The organism is Pontibacillus chungwhensis, assembly GCF_030166655.1.
Classification (GTDB): domain Bacteria; phylum Bacillota; class Bacilli; order Bacillales; family BH030062; genus Pontibacillus.
In genome coordinates this window covers 896888-922657 of sequence record NZ_CP126446.1, presented here as the reverse complement: position 1 = coordinate 922657, position 25770 = coordinate 896888, and the positions used below count along the sequence as shown (strand labels likewise).

Annotated in this window: 26 protein-coding genes; 11 read left to right on the top strand and 15 right to left on the bottom strand. The window is 44.7% G+C overall.

Annotated elements, in window-relative coordinates:
- Positions 1-306: 306 nt before the first annotated feature.
- Both asnB and QNI29_RS04775 read right to left on the bottom strand, forming a co-directional pair.
- Positions 307-2154 carry an asparagine synthase (glutamine-hydrolyzing) gene (asnB, locus tag QNI29_RS04780; RefSeq protein ID WP_231418735.1) on the bottom strand — a complete coding sequence of 616 codons (1848 nt, stop codon included), beginning with the start codon at positions 2152-2154 and terminating at the stop codon, positions 307-309.
- Positions 2155-2688: 534 nt separating this feature from the next.
- Positions 2689-3075, bottom strand: a complete 387-nt coding sequence (locus QNI29_RS04775; RefSeq protein WP_231418734.1) for a YisL family protein — start codon at positions 3073-3075, stop codon at positions 2689-2691.
- Between the two features lie 152 nt (positions 3076-3227).
- Here QNI29_RS04775 and QNI29_RS04770 point away from each other — a divergent pair, with 152 nt between their 5' ends.
- On the top strand, positions 3228-4430 hold the full coding sequence (locus QNI29_RS04770) for an ornithine--oxo-acid transaminase (protein WP_231418733.1): 1203 nt from the start codon (positions 3228-3230) through the stop codon (positions 4428-4430).
- A 388-nt stretch (positions 4431-4818) separates the two neighbouring features.
- Here QNI29_RS04770 and QNI29_RS04765 read toward each other — a convergent pair whose 3' ends face one another.
- The 5 genes from QNI29_RS04765 to QNI29_RS04745 form a co-directional block, all read right to left on the bottom strand.
- Positions 4819-5019 carry a PspC domain-containing protein gene (locus QNI29_RS04765; RefSeq protein ID WP_231418732.1) on the bottom strand — a complete coding sequence of 67 codons (201 nt, stop codon included), beginning with the start codon at positions 5017-5019 and terminating at the stop codon, positions 4819-4821.
- A 76-nt stretch (positions 5020-5095) separates the two neighbouring features.
- The gene (locus QNI29_RS04760) at positions 5096-5893 is read right to left on the bottom strand and encodes an SDR family oxidoreductase (RefSeq protein ID WP_231418731.1); all 798 of its coding nucleotides are present in this window, start codon (positions 5891-5893) and stop codon (positions 5096-5098) included.
- 61 nt (positions 5894-5954) lie between these two features.
- Positions 5955-6449: a GDYXXLXY domain-containing protein gene (locus QNI29_RS04755; protein ID WP_231418730.1), complete on the bottom strand. Its 495-nt coding sequence runs from the start codon at positions 6447-6449 to the stop codon at positions 5955-5957.
- Positions 6446-7639 carry a DUF2157 domain-containing protein gene (locus tag QNI29_RS04750; protein ID WP_231418729.1) on the bottom strand — a complete coding sequence of 398 codons (1194 nt, stop codon included), beginning with the start codon at positions 7637-7639 and terminating at the stop codon, positions 6446-6448. The genes QNI29_RS04755 and QNI29_RS04750 overlap by 4 nt, the downstream gene beginning before the upstream one ends.
- A gap of 21 nt (positions 7640-7660) precedes the next feature.
- The gene (locus tag QNI29_RS04745; protein WP_231418728.1) at positions 7661-8806 is read right to left on the bottom strand and encodes a DUF418 domain-containing protein; all 1146 of its coding nucleotides are present in this window, start codon (positions 8804-8806) and stop codon (positions 7661-7663) included.
- 127 nt (positions 8807-8933) lie between these two features.
- Between QNI29_RS04745 and QNI29_RS04740 the strand changes: the two genes are divergently transcribed.
- The 6 genes from QNI29_RS04740 (at position 8934) to QNI29_RS04715 (ending at position 10896) form a co-directional block, all read left to right on the top strand.
- Positions 8934-9161 carry a spore germination protein gene (locus tag QNI29_RS04740; RefSeq protein ID WP_231418727.1) on the top strand — a complete coding sequence of 76 codons (228 nt, stop codon included), beginning with the start codon at positions 8934-8936 and terminating at the stop codon, positions 9159-9161.
- Positions 9162-9170: 9 nt separating this feature from the next.
- The gene (locus QNI29_RS04735; protein WP_231418726.1) at positions 9171-9371 is read left to right on the top strand and encodes a spore germination protein GerPB; all 201 of its coding nucleotides are present in this window, start codon (positions 9171-9173) and stop codon (positions 9369-9371) included.
- A gap of 75 nt (positions 9372-9446) precedes the next feature.
- Positions 9447-10043, top strand: a complete 597-nt coding sequence (gerPC, locus tag QNI29_RS04730; RefSeq protein ID WP_231418759.1) for a spore germination protein GerPC — start codon at positions 9447-9449, stop codon at positions 10041-10043.
- Entirely contained in the window at positions 10036-10254 is a 219-nt protein-coding gene (locus QNI29_RS04725) for a spore gernimation protein GerPD (protein WP_231418725.1), read from the top strand. Before gerPC ends, QNI29_RS04725 begins: the two co-directional genes overlap by 8 nt.
- Positions 10247-10627, top strand: coding sequence for a spore germination protein GerPE (locus tag QNI29_RS04720; RefSeq protein ID WP_231418724.1), 381 nt, complete (start codon positions 10247-10249; stop codon positions 10625-10627). Before QNI29_RS04725 ends, QNI29_RS04720 begins: the two co-directional genes overlap by 8 nt.
- 53 nt (positions 10628-10680) lie before the next feature.
- A complete protein-coding gene (locus QNI29_RS04715) occupies positions 10681-10896 on the top strand; it encodes a spore germination protein (protein WP_036785040.1) in 216 nt (71 codons plus the stop codon).
- 246 nt (positions 10897-11142) lie between these two features.
- Here the strand turns inward: QNI29_RS04715 and QNI29_RS04710 are convergent, their stop codons facing one another.
- The 3 genes from QNI29_RS04710 to addB are packed head-to-tail and all read right to left on the bottom strand — an operon-like array spanning position 11143 to position 18657.
- Positions 11143-11430 (bottom strand): HNH endonuclease, encoded by a 288-nt coding sequence (locus QNI29_RS04710; protein WP_231418723.1) that lies wholly within the window; start codon positions 11428-11430, stop codon positions 11143-11145.
- Between the two features lie 4 nt (positions 11431-11434).
- Complete coding sequence (addA, locus tag QNI29_RS04705) at positions 11435-15160, bottom strand: helicase-exonuclease AddAB subunit AddA (protein WP_231418722.1); 3726 nt, start codon at positions 15158-15160, stop codon at positions 11435-11437.
- On the bottom strand, positions 15160-18657 hold the full coding sequence (addB, locus tag QNI29_RS04700) for a helicase-exonuclease AddAB subunit AddB (RefSeq protein ID WP_231418721.1): 3498 nt from the start codon (positions 18655-18657) through the stop codon (positions 15160-15162). Before addB ends, addA begins: the two co-directional genes overlap by 1 nt.
- Before the next feature lie 76 nt (positions 18658-18733).
- On the opposite strand from addB, the gene QNI29_RS04695 reads away from it, so the two are divergent.
- Complete coding sequence (locus tag QNI29_RS04695; RefSeq protein ID WP_231418720.1) at positions 18734-19888, top strand: MFS transporter; 1155 nt, start codon at positions 18734-18736, stop codon at positions 19886-19888.
- Between the two features lie 20 nt (positions 19889-19908).
- Here the strand turns inward: QNI29_RS04695 and lepB are convergent, their stop codons facing one another.
- Both lepB and QNI29_RS04685 read right to left on the bottom strand, forming a co-directional pair.
- Positions 19909-20454 (bottom strand): signal peptidase I, encoded by a 546-nt coding sequence (gene lepB / locus QNI29_RS04690; protein WP_231418719.1) that lies wholly within the window; start codon positions 20452-20454, stop codon positions 19909-19911.
- Between the two features lie 53 nt (positions 20455-20507).
- Positions 20508-21155 (bottom strand): TVP38/TMEM64 family protein, encoded by a 648-nt coding sequence (locus QNI29_RS04685; protein WP_231418758.1) that lies wholly within the window; start codon positions 21153-21155, stop codon positions 20508-20510.
- Positions 21156-21402: 247 nt separating this feature from the next.
- On the opposite strand from QNI29_RS04685, the gene QNI29_RS04680 reads away from it, so the two are divergent.
- On the top strand, positions 21403-21804 hold the full coding sequence (locus QNI29_RS04680) for a YhjD family protein (protein WP_231418718.1): 402 nt from the start codon (positions 21403-21405) through the stop codon (positions 21802-21804).
- Positions 21805-21874: 70 nt separating this feature from the next.
- On the opposite strand, the gene QNI29_RS04675 is transcribed toward QNI29_RS04680, so the two are convergent.
- Both QNI29_RS04675 and QNI29_RS04670 read right to left on the bottom strand, forming a co-directional pair.
- Complete coding sequence (locus QNI29_RS04675; RefSeq protein ID WP_231418717.1) at positions 21875-22405, bottom strand: competence protein ComK; 531 nt, start codon at positions 22403-22405, stop codon at positions 21875-21877.
- Positions 22406-22543: 138 nt separating this feature from the next.
- Entirely contained in the window at positions 22544-22687 is a 144-nt protein-coding gene (locus tag QNI29_RS04670) for a hypothetical protein (protein WP_231418716.1), read from the bottom strand.
- A 72-nt stretch (positions 22688-22759) separates the two neighbouring features.
- On the opposite strand from QNI29_RS04670, the gene QNI29_RS04665 reads away from it, so the two are divergent.
- On the top strand, positions 22760-23221 hold the full coding sequence (locus tag QNI29_RS04665; RefSeq protein WP_231418715.1) for a DUF3939 domain-containing protein: 462 nt from the start codon (positions 22760-22762) through the stop codon (positions 23219-23221).
- Positions 23222-23812: 591 nt separating this feature from the next.
- On the opposite strand, the gene QNI29_RS04660 is transcribed toward QNI29_RS04665, so the two are convergent.
- Positions 23813-25012, bottom strand: coding sequence for a M48 family metallopeptidase (locus QNI29_RS04660; protein WP_231418714.1), 1200 nt, complete (start codon positions 25010-25012; stop codon positions 23813-23815).
- A gap of 159 nt (positions 25013-25171) precedes the next feature.
- Here QNI29_RS04660 and QNI29_RS04655 point away from each other — a divergent pair, with 159 nt between their 5' ends.
- Positions 25172-25759: an SCO family protein gene (locus QNI29_RS04655; protein WP_231418713.1), complete on the top strand. Its 588-nt coding sequence runs from the start codon at positions 25172-25174 to the stop codon at positions 25757-25759.
- Positions 25760-25770: the final 11 nt, after the last annotated feature.

Sequence of the window (25770 nt, the reverse complement as noted above, 5' to 3'; positions counted from 1 at the left end):
AATTCATATTTCATATAATTTGCCTGCCGGGTCTAAACAGGGCATTTCCGCTTTTGTTATCATCCAGCTCCGATGCCCCAGACCCTCGGGACATAAGCGGTTGATCTGCATGAAGGAAGAACACTTCATTCCGATCCCCCACTTATGCCTGCCGGGTCTAAACGGGGCATTTCCGCTTTTGTTATCATCCAGCTCCATTGCCCCAGACCCTCGGGACATAAGCGGTTGATCTGCATGAAGGAAGAACACTTCATTCCGATCCCCCACTTATGCCTGCCGGGTCTAAACAGGGCATTTCCGCTTTTGTTAGACGTCTATCTTCACATTGTAAGTTTTAAGCCAGTGGTTGATCTGACCAAGGTGAGCGAGTAGCTGTGGTCCTGTCATGAGTTGCCCGAACCATGGTGCATCGATCGCTTTTCCTTCACTGTCGACAAGTTGCTGAATTCGTTCTTTCTTAAACAGGTTAAACAACGGCGCGTTTGGGTCGTCAAGAATTTCCCCAAGCCAGCTTACAACCGCTTTTGTGTAGACTGGATTGTGCGTCTTCGGATACGGGCTCTTCTTCCGGTATAGCACATCGTTTGGCAACAATCCTTCTAACGCTTTTCGGAGGATTCCTTTCTCTCTGTCTCCGTACCGCTTCATCTCCCACGGCACATTCCATACGTACTCAACTAAACGATGATCACTAAATGGCACACGTACTTCAAGACTTGCGCCCATACTCATGCGATCCTTCCGATCAAGTAGCGTGGTCATAAACCATAGCTGATTTAAATAAAATAACTGACGTCGCTGTGCCTCTTCTTTCGAGTCCCCACTAAACGCTGGGGTCTCAGCAATCGTATCCTGATATCGCCCCATCATGTAGCCATGCAAATCGAGCTTAGAGCTCCACTCATCTGTCAGCAGTTCATTTCGCACACCTGAGGACCGGATCCACGGGAACCCTTCTCGCGATAAATCTTCCTGGCGATAAAACCAAGGGTATCCTCCGAATATTTCATCCGCACACTCTCCAGAAAGAGCCACGGTCACATCCTTCTTAATCTCCCGGCAGAACCAGAGCAGCGAAGAATCCACATCAGCCATACCCGGAAGATCACGCATGTTCACAGCCTCTTTCAAGAGACCTGCCAACACGTCATTGTTCATAACAGATGACGAGTGTTTCGTACCAAACGTATCAGACATTAGTTTGATAAAGTCGCCATCGCTGTTCGGTTGGAATGTGTTTGCTTTAAAATACTTTTGATTTCCATCAAAATCAATCGAGAACGTCTGAAGAGGATCTTTTCCCTCTGCCTTCATATGATTTGCGGCAATTGCAGTGATCGCACTGGAGTCGACCCCACCGGACAGAAAAGTTCCAACAGGTACATCAGAAACTAATTGGCGCGTGACGGCATCTTCAAACAGTTCTCGAATCGTTTCCGCCGTTTTCTCCACAGAATCTGTATGCTCATGGCTTTCTACGTTCCAATAACGTGTAATCTTGAGCCCGTTCCGACTATACACCCCTACATGACCCGGGCGCAGTTCTTTAACACCTTTAAACACCCCGTGCCCCGGTGTGCGAGAAGGCCCTAATGCCAAGATTTCACTTAATCCTTCCTCATCAAGGATAGGAGAAATATCCGGATGAGCGAGAAGGGCTTTCAGTTCAGAAGCAAACACTAGCCCTCCAGCGTTCTCCGTGTAAAAGAACGGCTTCACCCCAAGGCGGTCCCGGGCGATAAAAAGCGCCTCCCTTTCCCCATCCCAGATCCCAAAAGCAAAAATTCCATTTAAGCGATCCACACATGCTTCTTTCCACTGCATATAACTCTTAAGTAAAACTTCTGTGTCAGAATGAGACTGAAAGCTCCAACCGAGACTGGCTAGTTCTTTCCGAATATCTTCTGTATTGTATAACTCTCCGTTGTAACAAATGGTATACGCATGGGAACCATTCTGAAAGGTCATCGGCTGCCTGCCACCCTCAGGATCCACTACAATTAAGCGCTGATGACCAAATGCAACGTGAGGCTTAATCCAGGCATTGGATTCATCAGGACCGCGGTAGTGAAGTGTTTTTGCCATTTTTTCAACGGTGCGTTCGTGTTGTGTGAGATCCTTCTGATAATCAACCCATCCACTAATGCCACACATCTACACTCATCCTTTCTATGCTAGAGCTTGCGATTCATTTTGTCTTCCTTCCCTAACATATGCCCAGATGAAAAAGATGTGATTTTTGTTAAACTACATAACAAGTTCCTGCCAAGTTGAGGATAAGGTGTGCCGGGAAACCACTCGCTTTCCTGTGGGGAGCTGGTGAGCCTCCTCAGCCGGCAAAGCCGGCTTCCGGGGTCTCACCTAGGCTCTTCTGCCCACGGGAGTCTCGCAGTTTCCCGGCACACCTTTTTCGTATTAAGAGTAACAAGCGCCAGGGGATGGGCCGTTAGTGTAAATACAGCTAGGGTGTCTGGGGAACGGGGAGACTCCTACGTGAGAAAGAGGTAGGCAAGACCCCGGAGTGAGCAAAGCGAATGAGGAGGCTTGGCAGCTCGCCCGTGGAAAGCAAGTCGTTCCCCAGACACCCTAACCGCTTAACAAAATTAACGGCCCCTCTACTTGTGTAACCTATAAAAAAAGCGTTGAATTGATGTACAATTCAACGCTTTTACACATTTCATTCCATGATTAACTTAATGGTAAAATTCCCATTGGCAGACGACCGAATCCTAGGACTAGGGCGATGATGATAGCAATGAAGAATTGAATCCATGCGCTTTTTGCGGATACGCGTTTTTGAGCGCGAACGGCGATCATTTCGACTGCGAAGATGACCCATAAGCCAGCTAAGCTTTTTATAATCGCTTCTCCTAACATTGCGCCACTTGCGTTCGCGAAATACACGGCAATCAGGCTACCACCAGAGTATAAGATTAACAAGTAATCCAAACGTAAAATCATGTGAAAGACTTTACCGACCTTTGGCTTTCCTAAACGATCAAACCATACCGTCAGGCCAAGCAAGATTAATGCTAATACCCATGACGTGATATGTAAGTGCGTTTGTCCATCCATGTTTTTTCCTCCTTTTACATACAACTTACCACCGATATCATACCAAAAAAACATAAGAACTGCGAATGTTTACTCTTTCCTTTCCTAACTAACAAAAAATTCTGAAAAGCTGTTATACTGTTGGTAGATTCTTTAATTGATGGAGGGATACAATGACACATACAAGTGAACAAATTATTGAACAAACTCAGGAATATGGGGCGAAGAACTATCATCCCCTTCCAATTGTCATCGCCAAAGCAGAGGGTGTATGGGTAGAGGATCCTGAAGGCAATCGATATATGGATATGTTAAGTGCTTATTCAGCTGTTAATCAGGGCCACCGCCATCCTAAGATTATCGATGCGCTGACTGAGCAGGCTTCACGAGTAACCTTAACGTCTCGTGCGTTTCATAATGATCAGCTCGGTCCTTGGTATGAAAAGATTTGTAAATTAACCAATAAAGAAATGGCCCTTCCTATGAATACAGGCGCAGAGGCTGTGGAGACAGCGATTAAGGCTGCTCGTCGCTGGTCATATGATGTAAAAGGCGTCGCGGAAGACCAGGCTGAGATTATTGCATGCGTAGGCAATTTCCACGGGCGCACAATGACAGCGGTTTCTTTATCGTCTGAAGCAGAATATAAGCGTGGATTTGGCCCTATGCTTCCAGGAATTAAGGTCATCCCATATGGAGATGCCGATGCATTGCGTGAAGCCATTACAGAGAATACAGCTGCGTTCTTATTTGAACCGATCCAAGGAGAAGCTGGTATTGTCATCCCTCCTGAAGGGTTCTTAAAAGAGGCTTATGATATTTGTAAAGAGAACAACGTACTTTATATTGCAGATGAGATTCAAGCTGGCCTCGCACGCACGGGTAAAATGTTTGCTTGTGATTGGGAAAATGTATCTCCAGATATGCTCATTTTAGGTAAAGCACTCGGTGGAGGCGTCTTCCCGATCTCTTGTATCGTGGCTAATAAAGAAGTACTAGGTGTCTTCAACCCTGGTTCACATGGTTCAACATTTGGCGGAAATCCACTAGCATGTGCTGTGTCCGTTGCTTCTCTTGAAGTATTAGAAGAAGAAAACCTTGCTAACCGCTCTCTGGAACTCGGTGAATATATGATGAGCGAGCTTCGTTCCATCGATAACCCTAAAATCAAAGAAGTGCGCGGCAAAGGCCTCTTCATCGGCGTTGAAATGACAGAACCTGCACGCAAATACTGTGAAGAACTAAAGGCTAAAGGGCTTCTTTGTAAAGAAACCCACGAAAGCGTCATCCGCTTCGCCCCTCCACTTGTTATTGATAAAGAAGATCTGGACTGGGCCATTCAACAAATCAAAGACGTATTAACACCAAAAGCGTAAGCTCCCCGTTCAGCAACGTATAGACTGGACTGAACCGCCGCGAGATCTAGGAAACACAATGAGCCCTCGGCGAATTGATGTTGACTGATCGACCAGAGGTGAGGGAAGTCTACTAGTTGCTGGGGAGCTGGAGCTAGACGAACCAAAAGCGTAAGCCCCCCGTTCAGCAACGTATAGACTGGACTGAACCGCCGCGAGATCTAGGAAACACAATGAGCCCCCGGCGAATTGATGTTGACTGATCGACCGGAGGTGAAGGAAGTCTACTAGTTGCTGGGGAGCTGGAGCTAGACGAACCAAAAGCGTAAGCTCCCCGCTTAGCAACGTATAGACTGGACTAAAATGCAAAAAGAGCGCCGGAACTTTTTTAAGTCCCGGCGCTCTTTTCTTATAATTTCTTAATCTCTTGATCCGTTGGCATAATAATAGCAGCGGCAATATAAAGCAATAACGCAAATCCGCCTGTGAAAAAGCATAATACAACCATGGAGATGCGCAAAAGGCTTACATCAATATTATAAAGTTCGCTAAGTCCACCCAAAACGCCTGACATTTGATGATCTTGCGTGGAACGATAGAGTTTTTTCATAAGACTTCCTCCTGTAGCTTTCTATACCTTTTCTACGGATGAGCGAATTCCAACGTTTCACTTTTCTATCAACCTACTACAATGCCTTCACATATCCTCCATCAACGACAAGCGCCTGCCCGGTTACATAGGTATTCGCAAAAGATGCTAAATACACCGCGGTTCGGGCGAATTCTTCCGGTGTCCCGTAGCGTCCAGCGGGAATCATCGTCTCCATCTCAGCCTTTACCTCCTGCACCGAAAGACCACGTCTTTTAGCCATCTTTTCGTCTAGTTCCTCAACACGCTCTGTTTCAATACGACCGGGCCCAAGTGTGTTAACAAGGATGTCTTCACCTGCAAACTCACTAGCCAAACTTTTGGCTAATCCAACGATCCCTGTTCGGAACGTATTTGATAAGATTAATCCATCGATTGGTTGTTTAATCGAGGAAGAGGCGATGTTTAAAATACGCCCTCTGCCAGCGTCCTTCATATGGGGGATCGCCAGGCGGCTTGCCCGAATAAAACTAAGTAAATTCAGTTCAAAAGCTTTCTGCCAATCCTCATCAGTCATCTCCATAAAACTCCCCGCTGGCGGTCCTCCTGCATTGTTCACAAGAATATCCACGCCACCAAGCTTATCAGAAGCCGACTGGAACAACGCTTCTATACTATCCCCGTCTGTAATATCACACACTTCCGTATGCGGGGCTGCTCCTGTTCCACCAGCTTCCTGATGAATCTCTTCCGCTGCTTTTAAAAGATGTTCAGCATTTCTACTTGATATCAGCACTTCTGCTCCTTCGCGGACAAATTCCGTTGCAATTGCTTTACCGATGCCTTTACTCGATGCTAACAGAACCACACGAGCTCCTTTTAACCCTAAATCCACCTAAACCCCTCCTTCATTCTGTACCTCTATTGTACTGAAAAAGAGAAGGGGATTTCCAAGATTATGGATCTACTAGCTCCACGATCTTCTTCTGCCCCCAAGGAGCGACAGCCACTTTCGCTAATCTTTCAGAAGTTTCGAAGGACCTGCCCGTATTCTCTTCTACATAAAAACGCTCAATTCCATAGCGAATGCGAACCTCATCTTTCGTACTGCCTTTGTATTGACCTGTAAGAAGAACCTCTCCTTCTTTCGTCCCTAACCGTTGATGAGAAACAGCTTCCGCTTCGTAAACACCCTTGTTCTGCTTTACCTTCACGTACACTTTTTCGTTCCTCTTCGGTTCATCACCGACCCATTTTTCCTTTGAAATGGTTGAGATTTCATAATTTACGACTACATAATCCCCGTAAAAAAGATCGGTAGGATCAACGGGCGCGGTCTTCAGTTGAATCGTTTCCCCGAATACATCGATTGCATAATAGGCTCCGGCCATCCCGATTACATACAAGACTTGGAGGCTGACCAATAATGAAAACAGCCAACGCTTCATCATTCACCGCCCCCTTTCTCCTCACCAGATAACCGGTGGCGCCCTTTGTGTAACACATAGCTTAAACCGAATAAAAGGATACCGCCAATAAAGAAAAAGACGGACTTATTGAGAAAATCCCACGCCAACTGGACGTAAGCGATCAGAGTGCTAATCAAAAAGGCGCCCGTACCGAAATTGACAAGATGGGCCGACACCCGCTGCGTCCCCAAAATAAGATACCCAATGGATAAAGCATACAACAGAATAAGAGCGACGATCCCTCCGCCTTCTCCAATATATACGACAGGAAGAAACAACAAGAGGTTCAAAACACTAACCACCCTATCCTTCGTTAACAGAACAAGCAGACCGATCAGAAGGAGTTGAGCAATCAAGAAAACGACGTGAACCTCAAGTTCTTCCATTACCCACGAATCGAGCAAAAAGACTTCAATCGCTTTTAACAAGAAAGCTGCCCCGACCATTGTCATTTGTAAAGAAGGGAGATTGAAGAATCGAAGCGAGGCCCCTACATAAACCCCCAACCATAAGAAGAGTAACCAAACGTAATCGCTTCCACCTGCAAACACGAGGACAAGGGATTGGAGCACATATAGAAACCCGTATAGAAGGCCAAGGGAATCCCGGCGCAACCGGACAACCTCGAAGCCGCCTCCTAGAACGAATAGGAGAAAGATTCCGATATGAGCTTCCCCGTAGGTCATCCAACTATAAATCTGTCCTGCTGTTAAGATCACAAAAGCCAGGTATAACAGCGCCCTTTCCCTCCGCACTCCGTAAATCAATAGAGCAGCCAACCCCCAGAGGAAAAACGTGGTCGCATGAGTAGACATATAATGATACATCTGTCCGGTCAGGATCATAGCCGCTCCAAAGAGCAGAATACCGATGGCATAAAACGATGTACCAAGAGCTTTAGAACCTTTTTGGTAGGCTCGATCCCCAAAGAAATAAAAGCCAACAAGGGCAATTAGTAAGATCGCCATCTTTACAAGGTTTGGCATCACAGGCCAGTTGGAAGCCACAAAGGTCAGAAATCCAAGCCCGATAAACACCCCACCAAACATCGCCAGCAACCCTCTTGAATTCCGATTTGGATATCTTTTGAGTAATTGCTCATACTGCTCGTTTGAAATGATTCCTTCTTCTACCCAGACTGCCCCTTCTTTCTCAACCCAAGACCGTTTCACACTCTCTCACCTCACCATTTCTCAAGACTTCTTAAGAGGTTGTACCTGTCTGTATGTGAAGATCCTCCAGATCCACTCCAATAAGCCGTACCTGAAGAATTTTAACCATACATAGCTTCCCACAACTTGAAAGGCATAAATGATGACAACGAGTACAACGCTCCACGCCGGTGAAACACCTCCATATAATCCAAACCCTACCCCATAAAAGAGCACAAAACATAAGACCGATTGGAAAATATAATTACTTAACGAAAGCTTCCCAACATACTGAAACGGAATGAAAAGCTTTTCTCGTTTGTTAAAAAGCAGGGTGATCATCGTCATATAAAAAATCGCTGATGCCGTCCCGCCAATATTGTCCTGTGCCGTACTAAACCACTCGGGATTTCCGTATACATAAGGTCCCATCTTAAAAAGAACAAATAGCAGAAAGCTAATGACACCAATGCGTTTAAGGACAGCTGAATGTTTCCAAGGCTCGTGTAGCCACCTTTTCTTCGCTGCAATAACGCCAAATACCATGACAGGAAAGATCGAAGCCGCGAGAAACACCCACTGGTATACAGATGCATACACCAGTTGCCACGTCTCCCAGTTCTCTGTCCAAATGGTAAGTAGATTGTCGGACTGATAGGCTGCAAAAGCTTTATTAATTAAGAATTGATTAGCTTCACCAAGCTGGTCTCGAAAGCTATAGTATCCATACGTTACATAGCTCGTGAAGACCAACAAGATGGTGAGCGCCCACCAGGCCATAGCTTTCACAGAAGACCTTAATAATGGAAGTAAAAGGAAACCTAGTACCCCGTATGTTAACAAGATATCCCCATACCAAATCAGTATCCCATGAATGAGTCCAAAAACAATTAAGACGCTTAACCTACGTATGAGAACTTTCGAATAGAGCAGCCTTTTCTCTTCTAAGCTTTCCTTCATCATATACAGTCCAAATCCAAATAAGAACGAAAATAAAGTATAAAAACTGGCCTGGAAGAACAGATCAATTCCAGCCTGAACAGACCGGTTCAGATCGCCCGTCCACGCCTCTTCCCCGCCAAACAGAAAATAAGGGGCATTAAAGGAAGGCATATTCACCATAAAGATCCCAAAAATCGCTAATCCTCTCGCCGCATCAATCCACGGCAGTCGCTTACTTTTCTTCATTCTACACCTCCTCTATTTCGCTTGTACCTTAACTGTACGTTACCCTCCCTGAAAGAAGCAATTCTTTTTAGGTGATTAACACGTTCTCTTTCTCCGCTCATAAACTAATCATAAAGGAGGTATGCCTATGCCAGCTCAGGTGGGAGCCGTCAAAGTTGTGAACATATCAAGCTCAGCTATCTTTAATATCGGAGATGTTTATGCCATGGCTCCCCAGAGTTCTGCGAAAACCTTTGCTGGGGGAGGATCCTTTAACACAGGTGATGGCATTCACATTGATTTATCTCAATCCAATACGACCGTCTATGACCAGGATGTCGTAGACCAATCAACAGTTCAAGATACTGAATTTTAAGGAGGATGGATGATGTTTACCATTCATCAATCTATCAATATTCATTTCTTAAAAGTGGGCTCTGTGTCCAATTCATCAGTTTTCCAGATCGGTAGCGCTGGTGTCATTCAAGCTCGCTCAAGTCTTTACAACACCGGCGGTTATACAGAACCGGCTGAAGAAGCAGAAGCTGTGGAAGAAGGCCCGCTCGTTCCCTTATCGACTTCTTAACCTGCACACATTTTTCCTAATTCGCATACAGTATGCTAGGTAAAAGCCCAGAAAGGGGGAGATCTCTTGCAATATATGGATTCCTGGACCCAGTACTTAGAGAAGCTGCATAACCTGGTGGATTCGCAAACCAAGCAAATGAAAGAATTGGAGAAACGAGTTAGTGAACTAGAGCGAAAAGCTGAGGAAACCAAGCAAACACCTTCTACCAATATTGAAAAAATCGAATACAACTTTGACCAACTAAAGATCGAAACCCTCGAAGGGACCCTGAATATTGGCTTAACTCCTCAAAACGGGAAAGAATTCGGTATAGAAGATTTCGCTGTGGAAGAAAAGCCTTTTCCTCCTAAATTGAGCGGAGGTCAGGCCGTAAAAGATCAAATACTAAGTGATCTGCAAAACTACCTATCAGGTCAAGGCCCAGCTGACCTCCAACAAATTGCAGGACAATATGGTCGTCACTATGACGAAACGTACCAACAATTTATTCTTCAAGACGTCCAGAAGCAGCTCGATCATCGAGTTGGTGAGTATTTGCAACAGGCGAATACTAAAAACGGCGTGACCGATCAAGCTCAAATCGATGCGATCGTTAACCAGATTAAGCAAGAAATTCATGAATCCCTTCACCATTTTGTGCAAGGTCAAGCGCATAAAGGAGATGAATAGAGTGAAGTTTGAAGTTCATAATTGTGGTTTACATGTAGGGAACATCCGAGTAAGCGGAGTTTCCTCTTCTTCGGTTTTTTTAATTGGAGACAACGAGTCGATTGCGTTATCCTCTATCTTTGATACCCCTCCAGAATCGGTAATCTACGGACCACTCGTTCCGTTATCTGAACGGAAGCGATCGAAAGAAAAGAGAAAAGACGATGTATAAGCGCACTTCCTGTGTCAATCAGGTCAAAATTAATTCCCTTATCTTAAGCTCTATATTTGAAATTGGAGATGCTGAAGAAGCCGCCCCACGGTCAAGGGCCCTCGCCGTCCAGAAAGAAGGGGCGCTCTTTACAGATGAGGATTTCCCATTTAGCGGTTTCCCCGTCTATACATCCGAGCTTCCCCTATTCGATAAACAACTGAGCATTGAACAAACAAGAGTTCCTTGTGATCCTTATATCCATGTAGACTCCGTCCACATTCAAGGTATGTCATCAGCTGCGATCTTTCAAATCGGGAATCTCGACCATATTGATGCAGAAGTCCGCATTAAACATTTCCGCATCTTAAAGGAGATGGATGACGAACAATAACTTTTAGGTTGCATACCCTATGAAGAGAGACTTTCTATAAGGAAGGTGATCACATGCCATCCATTGTCGGACCTATCAAAATCAACAGCGTAGGCGGTGGAGTTATTAACTTTGGAGATTCCTTTTACATTTCTCCAAAAAGCTCCTCAAAATCAAACACAGGATCAGGAAGTGCCAACACGGGCGACTTTATTAATACAAATAACGGCATCAGTTCAACGAATCCATTTGATCCTGATGGCGTTGACCAGCCAACAGTTGCCACCTAGCATCTACCAAGACGAAATTACGCCCTGTAATTTCGTCTTTTTGTGAGGCTTTTAGCTAGAAGAGGCCGTTACGTTTAATGAGTGCTTGGGCAGGCTTTTGGACAACTCGCTTTCCTGCGGGGGAGCTGGGAAGCGAGTGTTTTCCAGGCCCACCTTACACTCAACAAAAGCTAACGGAAATATTCTCTCAATTTCTCAGTTGAAATAAAACACGGCCAAGGAGTCTCAGCTCCTTGGCCGTGTTTGTTACTTCTTGCGGTTGGATTTTTTTATGGTGATTTTCTTTTGTGGGTCTTGTTTTTTCACCCACTTCAGATACTTCTCCATATCCGGGTGATCCCGGAGACGTTCAAGCGTGTTATAAAATCCGGCCAGTTCAGCATTTGTAAACAATGCATGGATCTGCTTGTGGCAAGCTTTGCATAAGTCAGCCGTTGGTCCTTCTGCACCTCCGAACTGACGGGGGACCAAGTGGTGCTCTGTTGTTTCTAGGGGGCTTCGTCCGCATAGCTCACACGTCTCCTGATGGGCCATTTTCTCACCTCTCGTCTACTCGAGTTAACAACGTTGCATCAAAGAAATACAAATACTGTGCCGTGATTGGTTTCTTCCAAATTCGGCTCAGGGCTTCTGCATAGAGGGACAATTGGGTGCTGTATCGTTCTTTTAACGATTCCTCCGTTTGTCCTTCTTGTATTTTATCCGTCTTATAGTCAAGAATGATCCAGCCGCCTTCACCAGGGAGGATACAGTCGATCACACCCTGAACAAATACAGTTTCATCGGTTTCTTCCTTCCAGTCTGCGTACACTTCATGAGCGGGAATGGTTAATGTGAATGGTACTTCCCGATGGACCTCTGAAGACTCGATGACCATCTCACCCATCTCACTTTCAAAGAATGCTTCGATGGCTTGGATGTTAATCGCATCCGCTTCTTCTCTTGTGAGGTGTTCTTTCTCGACATAGAGTTCCACATACTCTTCAATTTCAGCGGCTGATAATTTCCTCGTAAACGGCAGATGCTGCATAACCGTGTGCATCGCACTACCCGCTTCTGCTGCTGTTAAAGAACGGTTTTCCTGCATAAAACGAGGGCGCTTTACGATCGGTTGCTTAAACTCCCGAATTAAAGAATCGGCGCTATACTCATCAGGCACTTCACGCTGGCGCTTCAATTCAGTCACAGACTGCTTAGCCCGGTGGTGAATCGCGTTTTGGTGAGGGTACATAAAGGATAGGCGCCTGCTCACTTCATCCTCTTCCTCATGCGTTTCACCCACCTGTTTCCACTCTCGAATCGCTTGTTCTAAAGCTTCACTCTGTTTCTCTTCCACACGATTTGGATTCTGATAGGCACTGCTATGCAGAAGACTGATTCTCCATGTGGATTCATCGTGAACGATTGATTCTGGTACGCGCATAATGGAACCCGTGCCCCGTAATTCTTCATTCTGCTGGTGGCGAATAAGCGCGGGTGCTACCCAGTCCAAGTAAGATTTGGATTCTAATCGGTAATGAGCCGGGAGAACCCAATGAGGATGTTCAACCCATTCTCGCCACTTCAAAAGCTTCTTCTCAAGAGAAGCCACATTTCCGACCATAACGAGCTTCTCCTTCGCACGTGTTAAGGCCACATACAACACACGCATCTCTTCAGCCAGGAGCTCCCGTTGCTTTTCTTTCTTTAAAGCATGATAGGCAAGGGTTGGATACATAATCCGTTTATTCGGATCGATAAATTTACTGCCGAACCCGTGATCTTTGTGTAGTAAGTATTTCGACATTAAATCCTGCTGATTGAACTGTTTGTCCATACCACCTAACAGGACAGCCGGGAATTCAAGACCTTTACTCTTGTGGATTGTCATAATCCGTACCACGTCTTCTTGTTCTCCGAGAGCTTTCGCAGCACCAAGGTCTTCCCCTCGTTCTTCAATTCGTTCGATAAAACGAAGGAAACGGAATAATCCTCTGAACGAGGTTGCTTCGTAACTCCTTGAGCGGTCATAAAGGGCTCGGAGATTGGCCTGACGTTGACGTCCCCCTGGAATACCCCCTACGAAATCGTAATAACCGGTTTCGCGGTAGACTTGCCAGATCAGCTCTGATAAAGAACCTTGGCGGGCACGCACACGCCACGTTTCAAGCCTCATCAAGAAATGCTCCACTTTCCCGGCGAGACGGTCATCGTCTCCGACACGCTTATAGGCCTGAAGCGCTTCATAATAGGAAGCCTTTCGTTTTGCCAGTCGAACGTTTGTGAGCTCGTCCTCATTTAGTCCAACAATTGGGGAACGAAGGACAGATGCAAGAGGGATATCTTGTCTCGGATTATCAATGACTTTTAACAGGCTGATCATAATTTTTATTTCAATGGCTTCGAAATAACCTGAAGATAGCTCAGCATAAACGGGTATCCCTTGTTGCTTTAACTCTTCAACAATCGTTGGGGCCCACGTCATCGAACGCATCAGAATAACAATGTCCCGGAACTGAATGCTTCGCTTCATCCCGGTTTCTTTATCCACAACCTGCAGCGCTTCTTCGTCTCCGTGACCAAGCCACTGTCTGATTTTTTGCGCGTAGGCACGGGCTTCAATTTGGGCCTTCTCCAGATCTTGAAAGCCTTCTTCGCCCGTCTCAATAGCAGTTGGGTCTTCTGGTGCTTGACGATCAATCACCAGGAGTTCTGCATCCGCATCAGCAGAGGTCAATTCGTCGTAAATGGTGTTGCTATAAATAAGCTCTGCATCTTTGTCATAGGTCATCTCTCCGACCTCTTCATCAAGAAGCTGACGGAAAATATAATTGGTCCCGTGAAGGACTTCTTTTCGACTTCGGAAATTCCGAGCTAAGTCAATTCGCTCAGAAGGATGGTCTTCTCCAGCGAACTCTTTATACTTTTGCAAGAAAAGCGTCGGTTCAGCGTGACGGAAGCGATAAATACTTTGCTTTACATCCCCTACCATAAAGAGGTTCCCAGCATGTTCACCATCTGTCACCATTCTCAATATGGTCTCTTGAACAAGGTTTGTATCCTGGTACTCATCCACTAACAGTTCGGTAAACTGAGCCTGGTACCCCTTCGCCACTTCTGAAGGCGATATGTCCCCTGGTGTAGAGTTCTCATCCATTAAGACTTGCAAACAATAGTGTTCAAGATCGGCAAAGTCGACGAGGGCTTGTTCTTTCTTCTTCTTCTGGAAACGTTCGTGAAACTCTTTCACAAGGACCATCAGTTGATCAACGACTGGGGCTAACGTCTTCATATCGCCTAAGTGCGCCGGAAGAGAGCGGGCGAACCAGTCTTCTTTTAAAGAAGTGAATCGTTTCTTGTAACGATCTCTGAGCGTCTTCACCTGATCTTTCAATTCATCCGAGCACTCCACCTTTTTACGGGACAGAGCTTTAAAGCCACCTGCGTTCTCCATAAACTGCTGAAGCTCGTGCCAGGAAATGTCCACAAGACCAAGTGCCTGCTGGATTTTCTCCCGGTCATCATCAATGGCCTCGGCGTAATGATACGGACCATCTGGCTCACGGGTCAGGTTTAAGGCTTGTTCTGAATCCGCAAGCATAGCGTGAAGCTGACTCTTCACTTCCCGTTTTAAAATCGTTAACCACTCGATCTCCTCTTCAGGGGTGTCTTTTGTCACATGATACATCCCTGATACTTTCTCCATCCACGTCTCTGGCCACGGATTTTGCATCGCAAAGTTATAAACGGACAGCATAAGCGATTCAACTTCCTGGTCACTCCTGTCCCCTGAGAAGCGATTCACAACTTCAAAGAAGGCTTCTCGCTCTTCTCCGTCTTTCCCGTACCATTCTTCGAACAGATCCTCTAAAATTTCCTGACGAATAAGATCTCCCTCGATCTCATCCGCAATACGAAATTGTGGATCAAGATCAAGCTGATAGGCATAACGACGGACCACATCTAAACAAAAGGAGTGAAGCGTTGAAATGGATGCACGTTGCAAGAGTGATAGTTGTTTCTTCAAGTGCATGGAACCTGGATTCTCTTCTAATGCTTTCTCAAGGGCTTCTCCTACACGGTTACGCATTTCCTGGGCCGCTGCATTTGTGAACGTCACAACGAGTAACGTATCAATATCTGTCGGGTTGTCCTGATTAAGTAGTTTTTGAATGATTCGTTCCACGAGAACAGCGGTTTTCCCTGATCCGGCCGCTGCCGAAACGAGAACATCCTTACCGCTCGTGTAAATAGCTTGTTCTTGTTCTGGTGTCCAGGATGGCATTATTCATCATCCCCCTCTTGCTTCACAATTTGTTGCAATATATCTTCATCCTTCATTGGTTTAATGGTTCGGTATTGGTTCTCTTCAAGGGTCGGATCGAACTGACAAACAGAACGGAATTCACAGAACGTACAAGCCACTTGCTGATTCTTCTGAAATGGATTGAGATTCACCTGTCCATTTGTGATCGATTCGCCTGCTGATTTCATTAAATCACGCACGTAGGTCTGGAGATGCTTAAAGGCTTCTTCTTCAGCCGTTTGTGAACCTTTACGGAATCCGCCCGCTTTCTTCAATCCTGCCGGGACAATCTTACTCATCCCTGTATCTAAATTGGTATCCATCATTTTCACAATGTTCTCATCCTCAACAAGCAACCCTTGCATTTTAAACTTCTTAAAGAGCTCGTCCTGAATTTCTGTGTCTTGAAGAAGCTGTGATCCTGAAATCATTGGGTTATGGACATGGAAATAGAGGACTCCAGCAGGCGTTGCCTGTGTGCCGAGCCATGTATCTGAATGAGAAAGAACGACGTCTAAGTAGGCAAGCATTTGCAAGGCTAAGCCGTAATAAACTTCTACGAGATCAAGGCCTTTTGCACTCGACTTATAGTCAATAATACGAAGTAAAAGCCCCTCATCTGCTTGAGCCCGGTCCACACGGTCGATTCGTCCTCGCAGCATGAGCTGAAAGCCATTGGCAAGATCAAGCGTCATTGGCGGGATCTTTTCCTCAGGACCAAATCCAACTTCAAGCCCTACGGGTGCGAATTGACTTCGTTTCGCTTGTTCACTGAGCATATGAGCCGCTCGAGCAACGACATCCTGCAATTTCTGCTGAATGTACTGATAACGGTTTGAACTATAGAGAATCTGGTGTTGCAGCACTGGAGATAGCTCTTGTACTGCTCTTTGTGCATACTGATTTGTGTCGTTCTCCGTAATACTATTCCAGTCGCGCCCCTCTACCTGAATCCACTCTGTAATTTGCTTTAACGCCTCGTGGAATAACTGTCCAATATCTGGCGCATCAAGCTTATACACAGAGCGTTCTTGTAATCCAAGACCGTACTTAGCAAAGTGCTGATATGAACAGCGATAGTACGTTTCTAAACGTGACACGCTCGCATTGACCTGCTTCGGATACAAATGATCCGTCGTGTTACGCCCTAAATTGGATGGTGTATTCTTATAGAACAAGCTTAGTAAAACCCGCTTCGTATCAATGGAATTCGTGTCATGAGCAATAAACCAGTCAAGCACATCCCACCAAATATCCTTCATCGGATATCCTCTTAAGTAACGAGACAATTGGGCGGTCAGGACAGAACGCGTTTTCTGAGGAGTGGTAATAAATCGTTCCGTCTCCTCATGATCATCTCCTTCTTCAAGAAGTGCCTTCTCCTCACAGTGAGGGAATAGTTCTTTCATACGTTTAACCATAGATGAAGGAACCTTCGCCTTCCCTTCCTCATTACTAAGAGGATAACTGACCCATAAGTAATCAGAAGCAGCTGTAAAGGCGAGATACACATAGAAGTGATCATCGAGCAGCTGACGCTTACTGCTATCGGCAAGTTGCACACCGTGTTCAGCCAGAAGTTCTCGTTCCTGTTCAGAAATCATTCCTTCCGCCTGTGGCTTCATCGGCCATAAGCCTTCATTTACCCCAAGGAGAAACGCACTCTTAATTCCTGTAATACGCGAGCGGTCTACGCTCCCGACAATAACATGGTCCATACTCGGCGGAACGTGAGCGAAGTTTAACGATTCAAGGCCCGTTTCCATTGTGGTGCGGTAAAGTTGTAAGGAAATCTTATCATTCCCTATCATTTCAACCATTTCGTCCATTAGTCCAATGACAGCATCCCACACTTGTTCCTGTTCACGGGACTTCTCAATCTGCCCCCGTTCGTCATACCAGTCACGCCAATGATCCAGCGTACCGGGTACTCGTAGTTCTTCAAGCCACTGAAACAGAACTTGAGAACGTTCTTTTACTGTAGAAGCTTCCCGGATTTGCTCATCGAAAGGAAGAAGAATCTTCACGACCTGATCGCGTAGCCGATTAATGCGTTCTTCTTTCTTTTTCTCCTCATCCGTCTGCGATAAATGGTCGAATCCTCTGAAACGCTTGTATCTCCAGGGCTCTTCACTAATCCAGCGTTTCTTCGTCCGGACGCCGTACTCGAGGCAATAATTCTCAAGCTCATCAATCGCATCTTGTGTAAGGGGATCCCTTTTGTCCCCTAGTGGGAAGAAGTCTGTTTTTAACAAACGGAAAATCGCCTCATAGCGCCAATTGCCTTCTATGACATCAAGGGCTGATCTCACAAACTCAACAAGTGGATGGTTCAGCATGGTCCTTTTCTCATCAATAAACACCGGAATCCGGTAATCTTCAAACACCGTTTGAATAAGGTCATGATAAACATCAGGCTCACGAATAAGAACAGCCATATCCTGATAGCGATATCCATGATCACGCACAAGTTCAATAATTTCTTGAGCGACCCCTTCTACTTCAGCACGAGGATGAACCGCTTGAGCGACTGTAATTGGAGCTTGCTCCTGGTATCCAGGTGCAGGTCTTGTTGTAAAATAATGCTCGAGATGCTCAAATGCCGGACGTCGCTCAAACCGTCCTTCCCCGCCGTAGACATATTTCACCTCATCAACCGGAACATTTATTTCTCGTGCGGTTCGCTCTAAATCCTGAAACGTATGAGCCGTCTGGTGGAAAAGATCCAATTCATCAATTTCCCCGTAGCGCGGCTGGTCTAATGTCAAAGCAATCGTGACACGTTTCGCTTTCTTCATCAGCGCTTGTAACACAACAAGTTCTTGCGGGGTAAATCGGTGGAAACCATCCAGATAAATTTCAGCTCCATTCAGGGAGTCTGCTTCCTCAATCTTCTCTGCAAGGAGCTGCAGTTGGTCCTCACTATCGATATATTGCTCACGAAGGGCGATCATAAGTTGCTCGTATATGTACGATAAGTCTTCTAGTTTATGTTGCAACGCCTCTTCACCAGCGTATGGGTGCTTATAATCTCCGATGGATCCTATATATTCATTCAACGAATCCGGAGTGATACGGTAACGCTTGAACTCCGTAATCATCGTTTCTAATTGTTCAATAAATCCTTGCTTCTCGATTGCTTTTTGGAACACATTCCAATCTGATTTCCGTTCTTCCGTGATCTTACGAAGCATCATTTGAACGCCTGTAGAACTAATCATTTTCTTCGTTCCGCCACCTGTTTCCTGAAGCACACGCCAGGCAAGGCGGGAGAAACTAAATACTTGAGCGCGAATACTTCCTTCAATACCTTCTTGCTTCAAAAGGGCATATTCCTGCTGGAACGTCATCTGATCCGGTACCATATAGAGAATCGGAGCCCCTTGAGGAGAATCTTTCAAGCTCTCTCTTATTTCTTCAAGACACTGTGTACTCTTTCCAGCACCAGCTCTTCCTAATAAAAATCGTATACTCATTCCTTACCTCCACTCTATGAACGTTTTCGAAAGGTTTGCATACAGTACGACTACGATTGTATAGAGGAGTGATCTGATGAAACCAAAGCGTATGGCAGCAGCTCTGATCTTCACCGGTATCTTTATCGCAAGCAACCTTTACACCATGCTCCCTCTTCAGGCTCAAATCGCAGAGCTGTATCACCTATCTGACTCACAGGCCTCTCTCAGCAGTTCCATGTTTATATTTCCTTATGCCATTGGACTGTTCTTCTTTGGCATGTTAGCCGATAAACTGCCACACAAAAAAGTTCTCCTGACCGGAATGGCTTCTCTTGCCGTTGTTACAGTCCTCGTCGGTCTTATGCCAACCTATTGGTTATTCATTGTACTGCGAGCTTTACAAGGAATACTTGCTGCAAGCTTTGCCCCGACAGCCTTTGCTTATTCCTTTGAACATTTTCATGGAAAAACACAAGCGTTTGTCATCGCTATGATCAATACCGGCTTTTTGATCGCTGGGATCTTTGGGCAAATGATCGCCGTTGAATTGGCACGCTTCGGATCTTATCGGTCGGTCTTTTTCGGCTTCTTTATCCTTTATGGCATTTGCTTTTTATTCATGAAACAGTCTCTCGTTCCATCGAAGCCCAAACCCTTTCAAACGTTATTTTCATTATCTCCTATTTTATCATTTTTTCAGTTCAGACCCTTGCAAAAACTATATGGAATTGCTTTTTTTCTCTTGTTCACTGTCATGATGTTTTACGGAAGTTTTGAGTGGATGATTGCCAGAGGAGAGATCGACATCCCCTTTTCCCTGCAATCATTTCGAATGATCGGTCTGGTCGGAATCATACCCGCCTTCTTCGCTGGCCCCCTGCAACAACGCTTCGGGGCCCCATTTGTATTAGGATTCGGACTCCTTACGTTAACCATTGGCTTCTCACTACCCTTACTCGCGCTCCACACATGGACGCTCCTTATCGCATCGATTCTAATGATCGCTTCCACCTCAATCACAATTCCAATGGTCATCCTACTAGTCGGCCAATTCAGCCAGCACTCAAGAGCCAGCGCCGTTTCCATCTATTCCTTCACCCTCTTAACAGGAGCAAGCATCGGAAGCATAGCCGCCTCCCTAATCCCACTCCCAACCATCCTCCTCACCACAGCCATCCTCTTTATGGGCTTAGCTTTTATTAGCTTTCGTATGGGAGGAGGCATTAAAAAGAGCACTCTATCCAAATAAGGATAGAGTGCTCTCTTATGTTAGAAACGTAGGGCTAGTTTGCTAATCGGCCAATAGCGAACATCCACTTTCCCTACAATCGTATCAATAGGAACAAACCCGAAGTACCGACTGTCTAAGCTCTCCCTTCGGTTATCTCCCATGACGAAAATATGTCCTTCCGGTACCTTTTTAGCACCATTTTCAATCTCCTCAAGGCTAAATGATTTCGTTAACGGCTTTCCATCATTAACCCGAAAAGGATCTAAGTATGGCTCGTCTACCTTTTCACCATTCAAATACAATGTATCATCTTCATACCGAATCGTATCTCCAGGTAAGCCAATGACTCGCTTGACATAGTCTTCTTTCTCATTCGCATGAAACACAATCACATCCGAATGACCGACGTCCTGCAGATCATAAACGACTTTATTCACCATTAATAGATTACCATCATAAAGCGTGGGTTGCATCGATTCCCCTTCAACCACGTAGCTTGCAAACAAAAACGAACGAAATACCAGGGCAAGGGCGATAGCGAATACAATGGTCCGAAACCATCTCCAGGCATTTTTCATAGTCATGATTTCTCCTCCAGAAATTGTACTACTATCATTTTACCCACATTCTTTTTGCCCTAATCGTTCGCACTTACGTTTTCGTGAGAGCGTTGCTGCAACTTCCGCTCAATCACTTTCCCGATAATCCAAAATATCGCTATACAAATTCCCACGACCACCGTCTTAAGAGGGCTCTTTGCAAATTCCGTAATGCTATGCCCCACATAGGAAATCGTAAAGATCATAACAGCTTTTCCTAACACAACAGCTAGTACAAATTGCTGAAAACTTACTTTCGACAAAGCCCCTACTACATTAATAATCGCAGAAGGAGAAAAAGGGAAGCACATTAACAAGAAGAGCGGACCGAACCCATGACGCTCAAGCCATTCTGTTACCCGCTGCACCTGCTTATTCCGTCTTATAAACAAGAAGAATCTCTTCTGTCCTAACTTTCGAATCACCCAGAAGACAAATACAGCCCCGAGAACCGCTCCGATCCATGAGAATAGAAAACCTTTAAATAATCCGTATGCAATTGAGTTTCCTACCACAAAAATAAAGAGAGGTAAAAAAGGGAGCAATGCTTCGAACATCGGAAGCAAAATACCTGGCAAAGGGCCCAATGCCTCGTACTGCTGCAACAGTTGCATAATAAAATCATCAAACGTGTCATCTTTAATCATTTGTTTTAACGCTTCTAAGTCCAAGTCTTGAATATTCATCATTCTAACTCCTAACAGCGATATAAGCTTCAATAAGGATCGCCTTTTCCAATGCTCTGCTCATTTATCAAAACAATCATAATCTTATTATAAATGGTAGCCACAATGTTGTGAAAAGAAACCTACTTCCCCCATCTCGAACATGTTTTTTTACAACATGGATACCATTTCCAACATACATCTATTTGTTTCTTCATAAAATTACGTTATAATAGAACATATGTTCTCATTACAGGAGGGAACGAACATGCGGTACTTAAGTGAAGAAGATCGAGAGCTTGCCTCAAGGTTCCTCTTCTTATCCATGGCCATTCTCGTCATCGAGAAAGACACGCACACCATAGAACAAGGGTCATTCAAAATTAAAGAACCTTATATGGAATTGTTACGAAAAATGGCCCATAAGGCAAAATCAGAACGAAGGTATTTAAGAGGCCTAATGAAATCTCGCCAACTCGATGTGATGCTCCTATCCAAAAATGAATCATTCTCCTCTTACCTGTTTATTTCAGGGAGTCACGAAGAAAAACGAAATTACTTTAACCCAGCCATTCGGAAACACGTCGAAACGATTATGTATGAATTAATGCGGAAAGTGATGCAGCCCACTCACGGGAAACTGGCTAGCAGTACGGAAGAATCTTCTTAACCCCACTATTCCAGGAAAAGCACCCTCTAAAAAAGAAAAGAGACGCCAGAAGTGGCGTCTCTACTGTCTATTAGGCTTTCGGATGAAACAAAGGGGGCTCAGCAACATGGTCAAATTGAGGCTTTGAGACATATTGCAAGCGGTCGTTTAATTTGTATCGGAACTGGGCTGTACGCTGAATCTGATTCCAGATCGTCCCTTTAGATACATCTAAAATTACGGATTGTTGGTTTTTAAAGACTAACCGTGTCTGCTGATGGCCGGCAGGTTCAATCATGTCCACATGGGAATGAGCAATCCAGGAGCAATTTACATTTTGAGGAGAAATCGTAGGGAAGAAATACATACCGCTCATTGGGTCAATGGCGATTGGGGCTTTGTGTGTAATACCGGTTACATCTCTTGTTCCGGCTTGTCGACCTTTCAAACTCGATCCAAAGTATTTACATGCATAATCCACAATGTGCTTTGGCGATTGATTCACATAAAAGGATTCCTCTCCCTCCATCACAAGTGAGATCATTTTTCCATCTGCTCTTTCATCAGCCAGAACAGCTTGCGTGAACGGAGACACTTCGTACCTCTCTTTCCACATATCCATACCTTCATCCTCTCTTTTGGTTTCAACTACCCCTTCATTGTACCAAAATAATCCATATATGGAGTGAATCACTTACAATCCGACAGAAATTGAATTTCTGCATCAAACATAATGGTAATTTTTTCTGTTATACTGAGGTTACGCCCCGCAATAGTCAGGGTCAGTCGGCAATTCCCATTCATCTACATCCTTCGCATGTAGTAAAAAACCATCATCATTCATCCCAAAGTCAGGATTCAGCGATGTATTGATTTCAAGCTCTGTAAGAGGGCCATTTCCCATGACTTACACCTCCTTCTCTCCCTCTTAGATTGCGCTCTCCCCATATAATTAATCAGATTGGAGTGACACAAAATGTGGTGGAATAAGAAAAAGAAAAATGAAGATCAAGAGCAGCTTGAAATAAAAGATTTATCCCTTAAAGAAGTCCGAAAAGCCATCCATGAATTTTCAGATCACCTCCCGGACGGAGTCGAACTACGAACGGTTATTAACGAAGACCTCACACTCGACTATAATCTCTTAGCTCCTTACCTCAAAGGAATCCCAAAGAACACCTATTACATGTCGAAGGAAACGTATGAACTATTCGAGGAACAAGACCAGCAACTTGCCTTAGACCTTGACCTGGTCCAACGAGCCGTTGACCATTATATACAGCAAAATAAAGAACTCCCTGTAATAGAGCACGACCCATACTTAAAGGTCAATTACTTCAAGCTCGAAAACGCCGGTCTCCTCCACGAAAGACCCAACCGGGACTTTTACATGACAGATGAGGAGCATATGATTACGTATAAAAAGCCAAGTGAATAGCATAAGGGTTCATTCAATCGCTTCTTTCATGTATACGTCCACAAACTTTTGGATAACCTACTACCATCTAGCTCCTTTCGTATAAAAGCTCTGGTCTGGGTTGTTTCTTCGCAAACAAAAAATCCGACTAACCTACGACATTACGAAACGGAGCTAGTTTTCTGTTTTAAGCATAAAAAAAGGGCCAATGCGATCGAGGCATTGGCCAAAAAGAGACGACTGGTTAACTTTTGAGTGAGGGAATTACTTGTGAACGATTAGTCCATGACGACAAACCTCGTTCACCTTGCATGTACGCTCAACAACATACATACAAACAAACAAGACTCCATAAACGGGCTACGACTTTTGCAGACAACGAATGTCCTACAAAAAAACGAGGCCGTTTAATTTGTCTTGAGTCTATTCTAATATAATCCTGGTCAAAAGTAACCGAAAAACATTTGCGGTTTCACGCAACCGTTTGCGGGTTTTGCATAATATTCCAAAAATTCTACCCGCTGACGTTTCGCATTTTTCCAAATTACGTGTAAAATTTTCTCACAACGAGCAATCATTTACAAGTTATATTAGTATATTTTCCTGCGGGAATCAATCGCCCTGCTCACGCTCCATCATTTCCGTTCGAATCCGTTCAATCCTTTCACCGAGGGGAGGATGGGTGTATCTCAGCCACACAATCCAATTCGATGGAGATAAATCACTCTTAGACTCCCTTGCTAAAGCCTGGTAACTCTCGAGGGCTGGCTGCAGATTCTCCGTGTGATCGATTGCATAACGATCAGCCGAACGTTCCATGTATCTAGACACATATAAGTTGATTGGCTGTGTTACAAACATGAGTAACGTTACTAGAAGCAATAATACAGGGACAGCTCTTAGGTCAGAACGGTCACGCAACTGAAGGCGGTCATGTGCATTTCGGTACAGAACGGAATAAAGGGCAGAAAGGCTCCATAAAAGGACAAAACTAAGTAAGACATAGCCCGCTACTCCTATATAAACATGATGTTTCACATAATGGGCAATCTCATGAGCTAATATAAACAACACTTCATTCTGGCTCATTCCAGTGAGCATCGTATCCCATAATACAATTCGCTTTTGCGCGCCTATTCCGGTTACATACGCATTATAGGTTGATGTTTTTTCACTCATATTGACTTGGTAAATGTGGTTCTCATCGATCCCTGCCTCACCTGCTAATTCTACAATGGAATCTTTCAACCCACCACTTTCAAGGGAAGTGAAATCCTCAAATAAAGGATCGATCCAGATCGGCTGGACATAAATAATGAAGAAAGCAATGGGGAGCGAGATCAACCATAAGACGAGCCACCATCTATTCGGAAACTTGCGGATCAAACTGCGAAATACCGTGATCAAAACTGCTACCATAACTATAAAGAACCCACTTTGAATACTCCACTCCACTATCCAATCCAACACAGGCTGATTGCTTATATCAGCATTCTTAGACATCGCGAACCCGAGTGCATCAAGGGGGAGTGAAAGAAGCTGGATCACTGCCATTAAGATCAACCCAAAACTAAACGACTGGATCCACCTCCTCTTAAGCCGGTTCTCTATTCGACTCAGCATTCCTTTATGCCAACCAGACAAGATAAAGGCGAGTAATACAATCCATGGGAACGTTAGAACAGTGAATGAGTATGCATGGCGGTACGCTGCGTATCTCGAATCAACATATGTATCCACTTCATAGAACCATCCAAAGTACACCCATAACAGGACTAAAAAGATACCATAAGCTCCGATTAATTTCTTCAAGACATCCTCTCCTCTTCTCTTACTATTGTACAAACATCCGTCCAAAAAATTCAATTTGTTGCCATAATATTGTAACGAGTTGTTCACTGATCGCCCTATTACCACTGTGGTCACTCTAGTAATATAGAAGTAAGCACAACGGTTACAGGGGGAATGGATATGCAAAAGAAATGGTACATTGTCTTTATTTCTTTATTAGTCATTGGAATTGGTCTTGGAATATCTTATTTGCAATTCTGGCGTGATGCGGGCGTTCAACTTCCGACAGGTGTAGCGATGAATACCGCACAAGGAGAGGAATATGATTTAGCTTCTATGGATGAAAAGGTTCGGATTGTTGAATTTATGTATACGAAGTGCCCGGATGTATGTCCTCTTACGACTCAACGCATGATGCATTTGAAAGAACAGTTTAAAGACAAAGGTGTATACGGAGATCAAGTTGAATTTGTAACCGTCACCATCGATCCGGAGAATGATACAAACGAACGTCTACAAGAGTATATGAAGAGTTTCGGGGCTTCCGAAGACCCGTCCTGGATCTTTTTACGAGGATCTGTTGAGGACACAAAGAAACTAGCTGAACCGTTCCGTTTTCTCTTTAAAGATAATGGCACAGACTACCTTGTCCACACTTCTTACGCTTACCTTCTCGACAAGGATAATTATCTTGTAGGAAAGTTTCCAATGGGAGAGGCTTTTAATAAAGACCAAGTGTATAACACTGTGATGGATCTAGTGAACTAACGAAAAAAGAA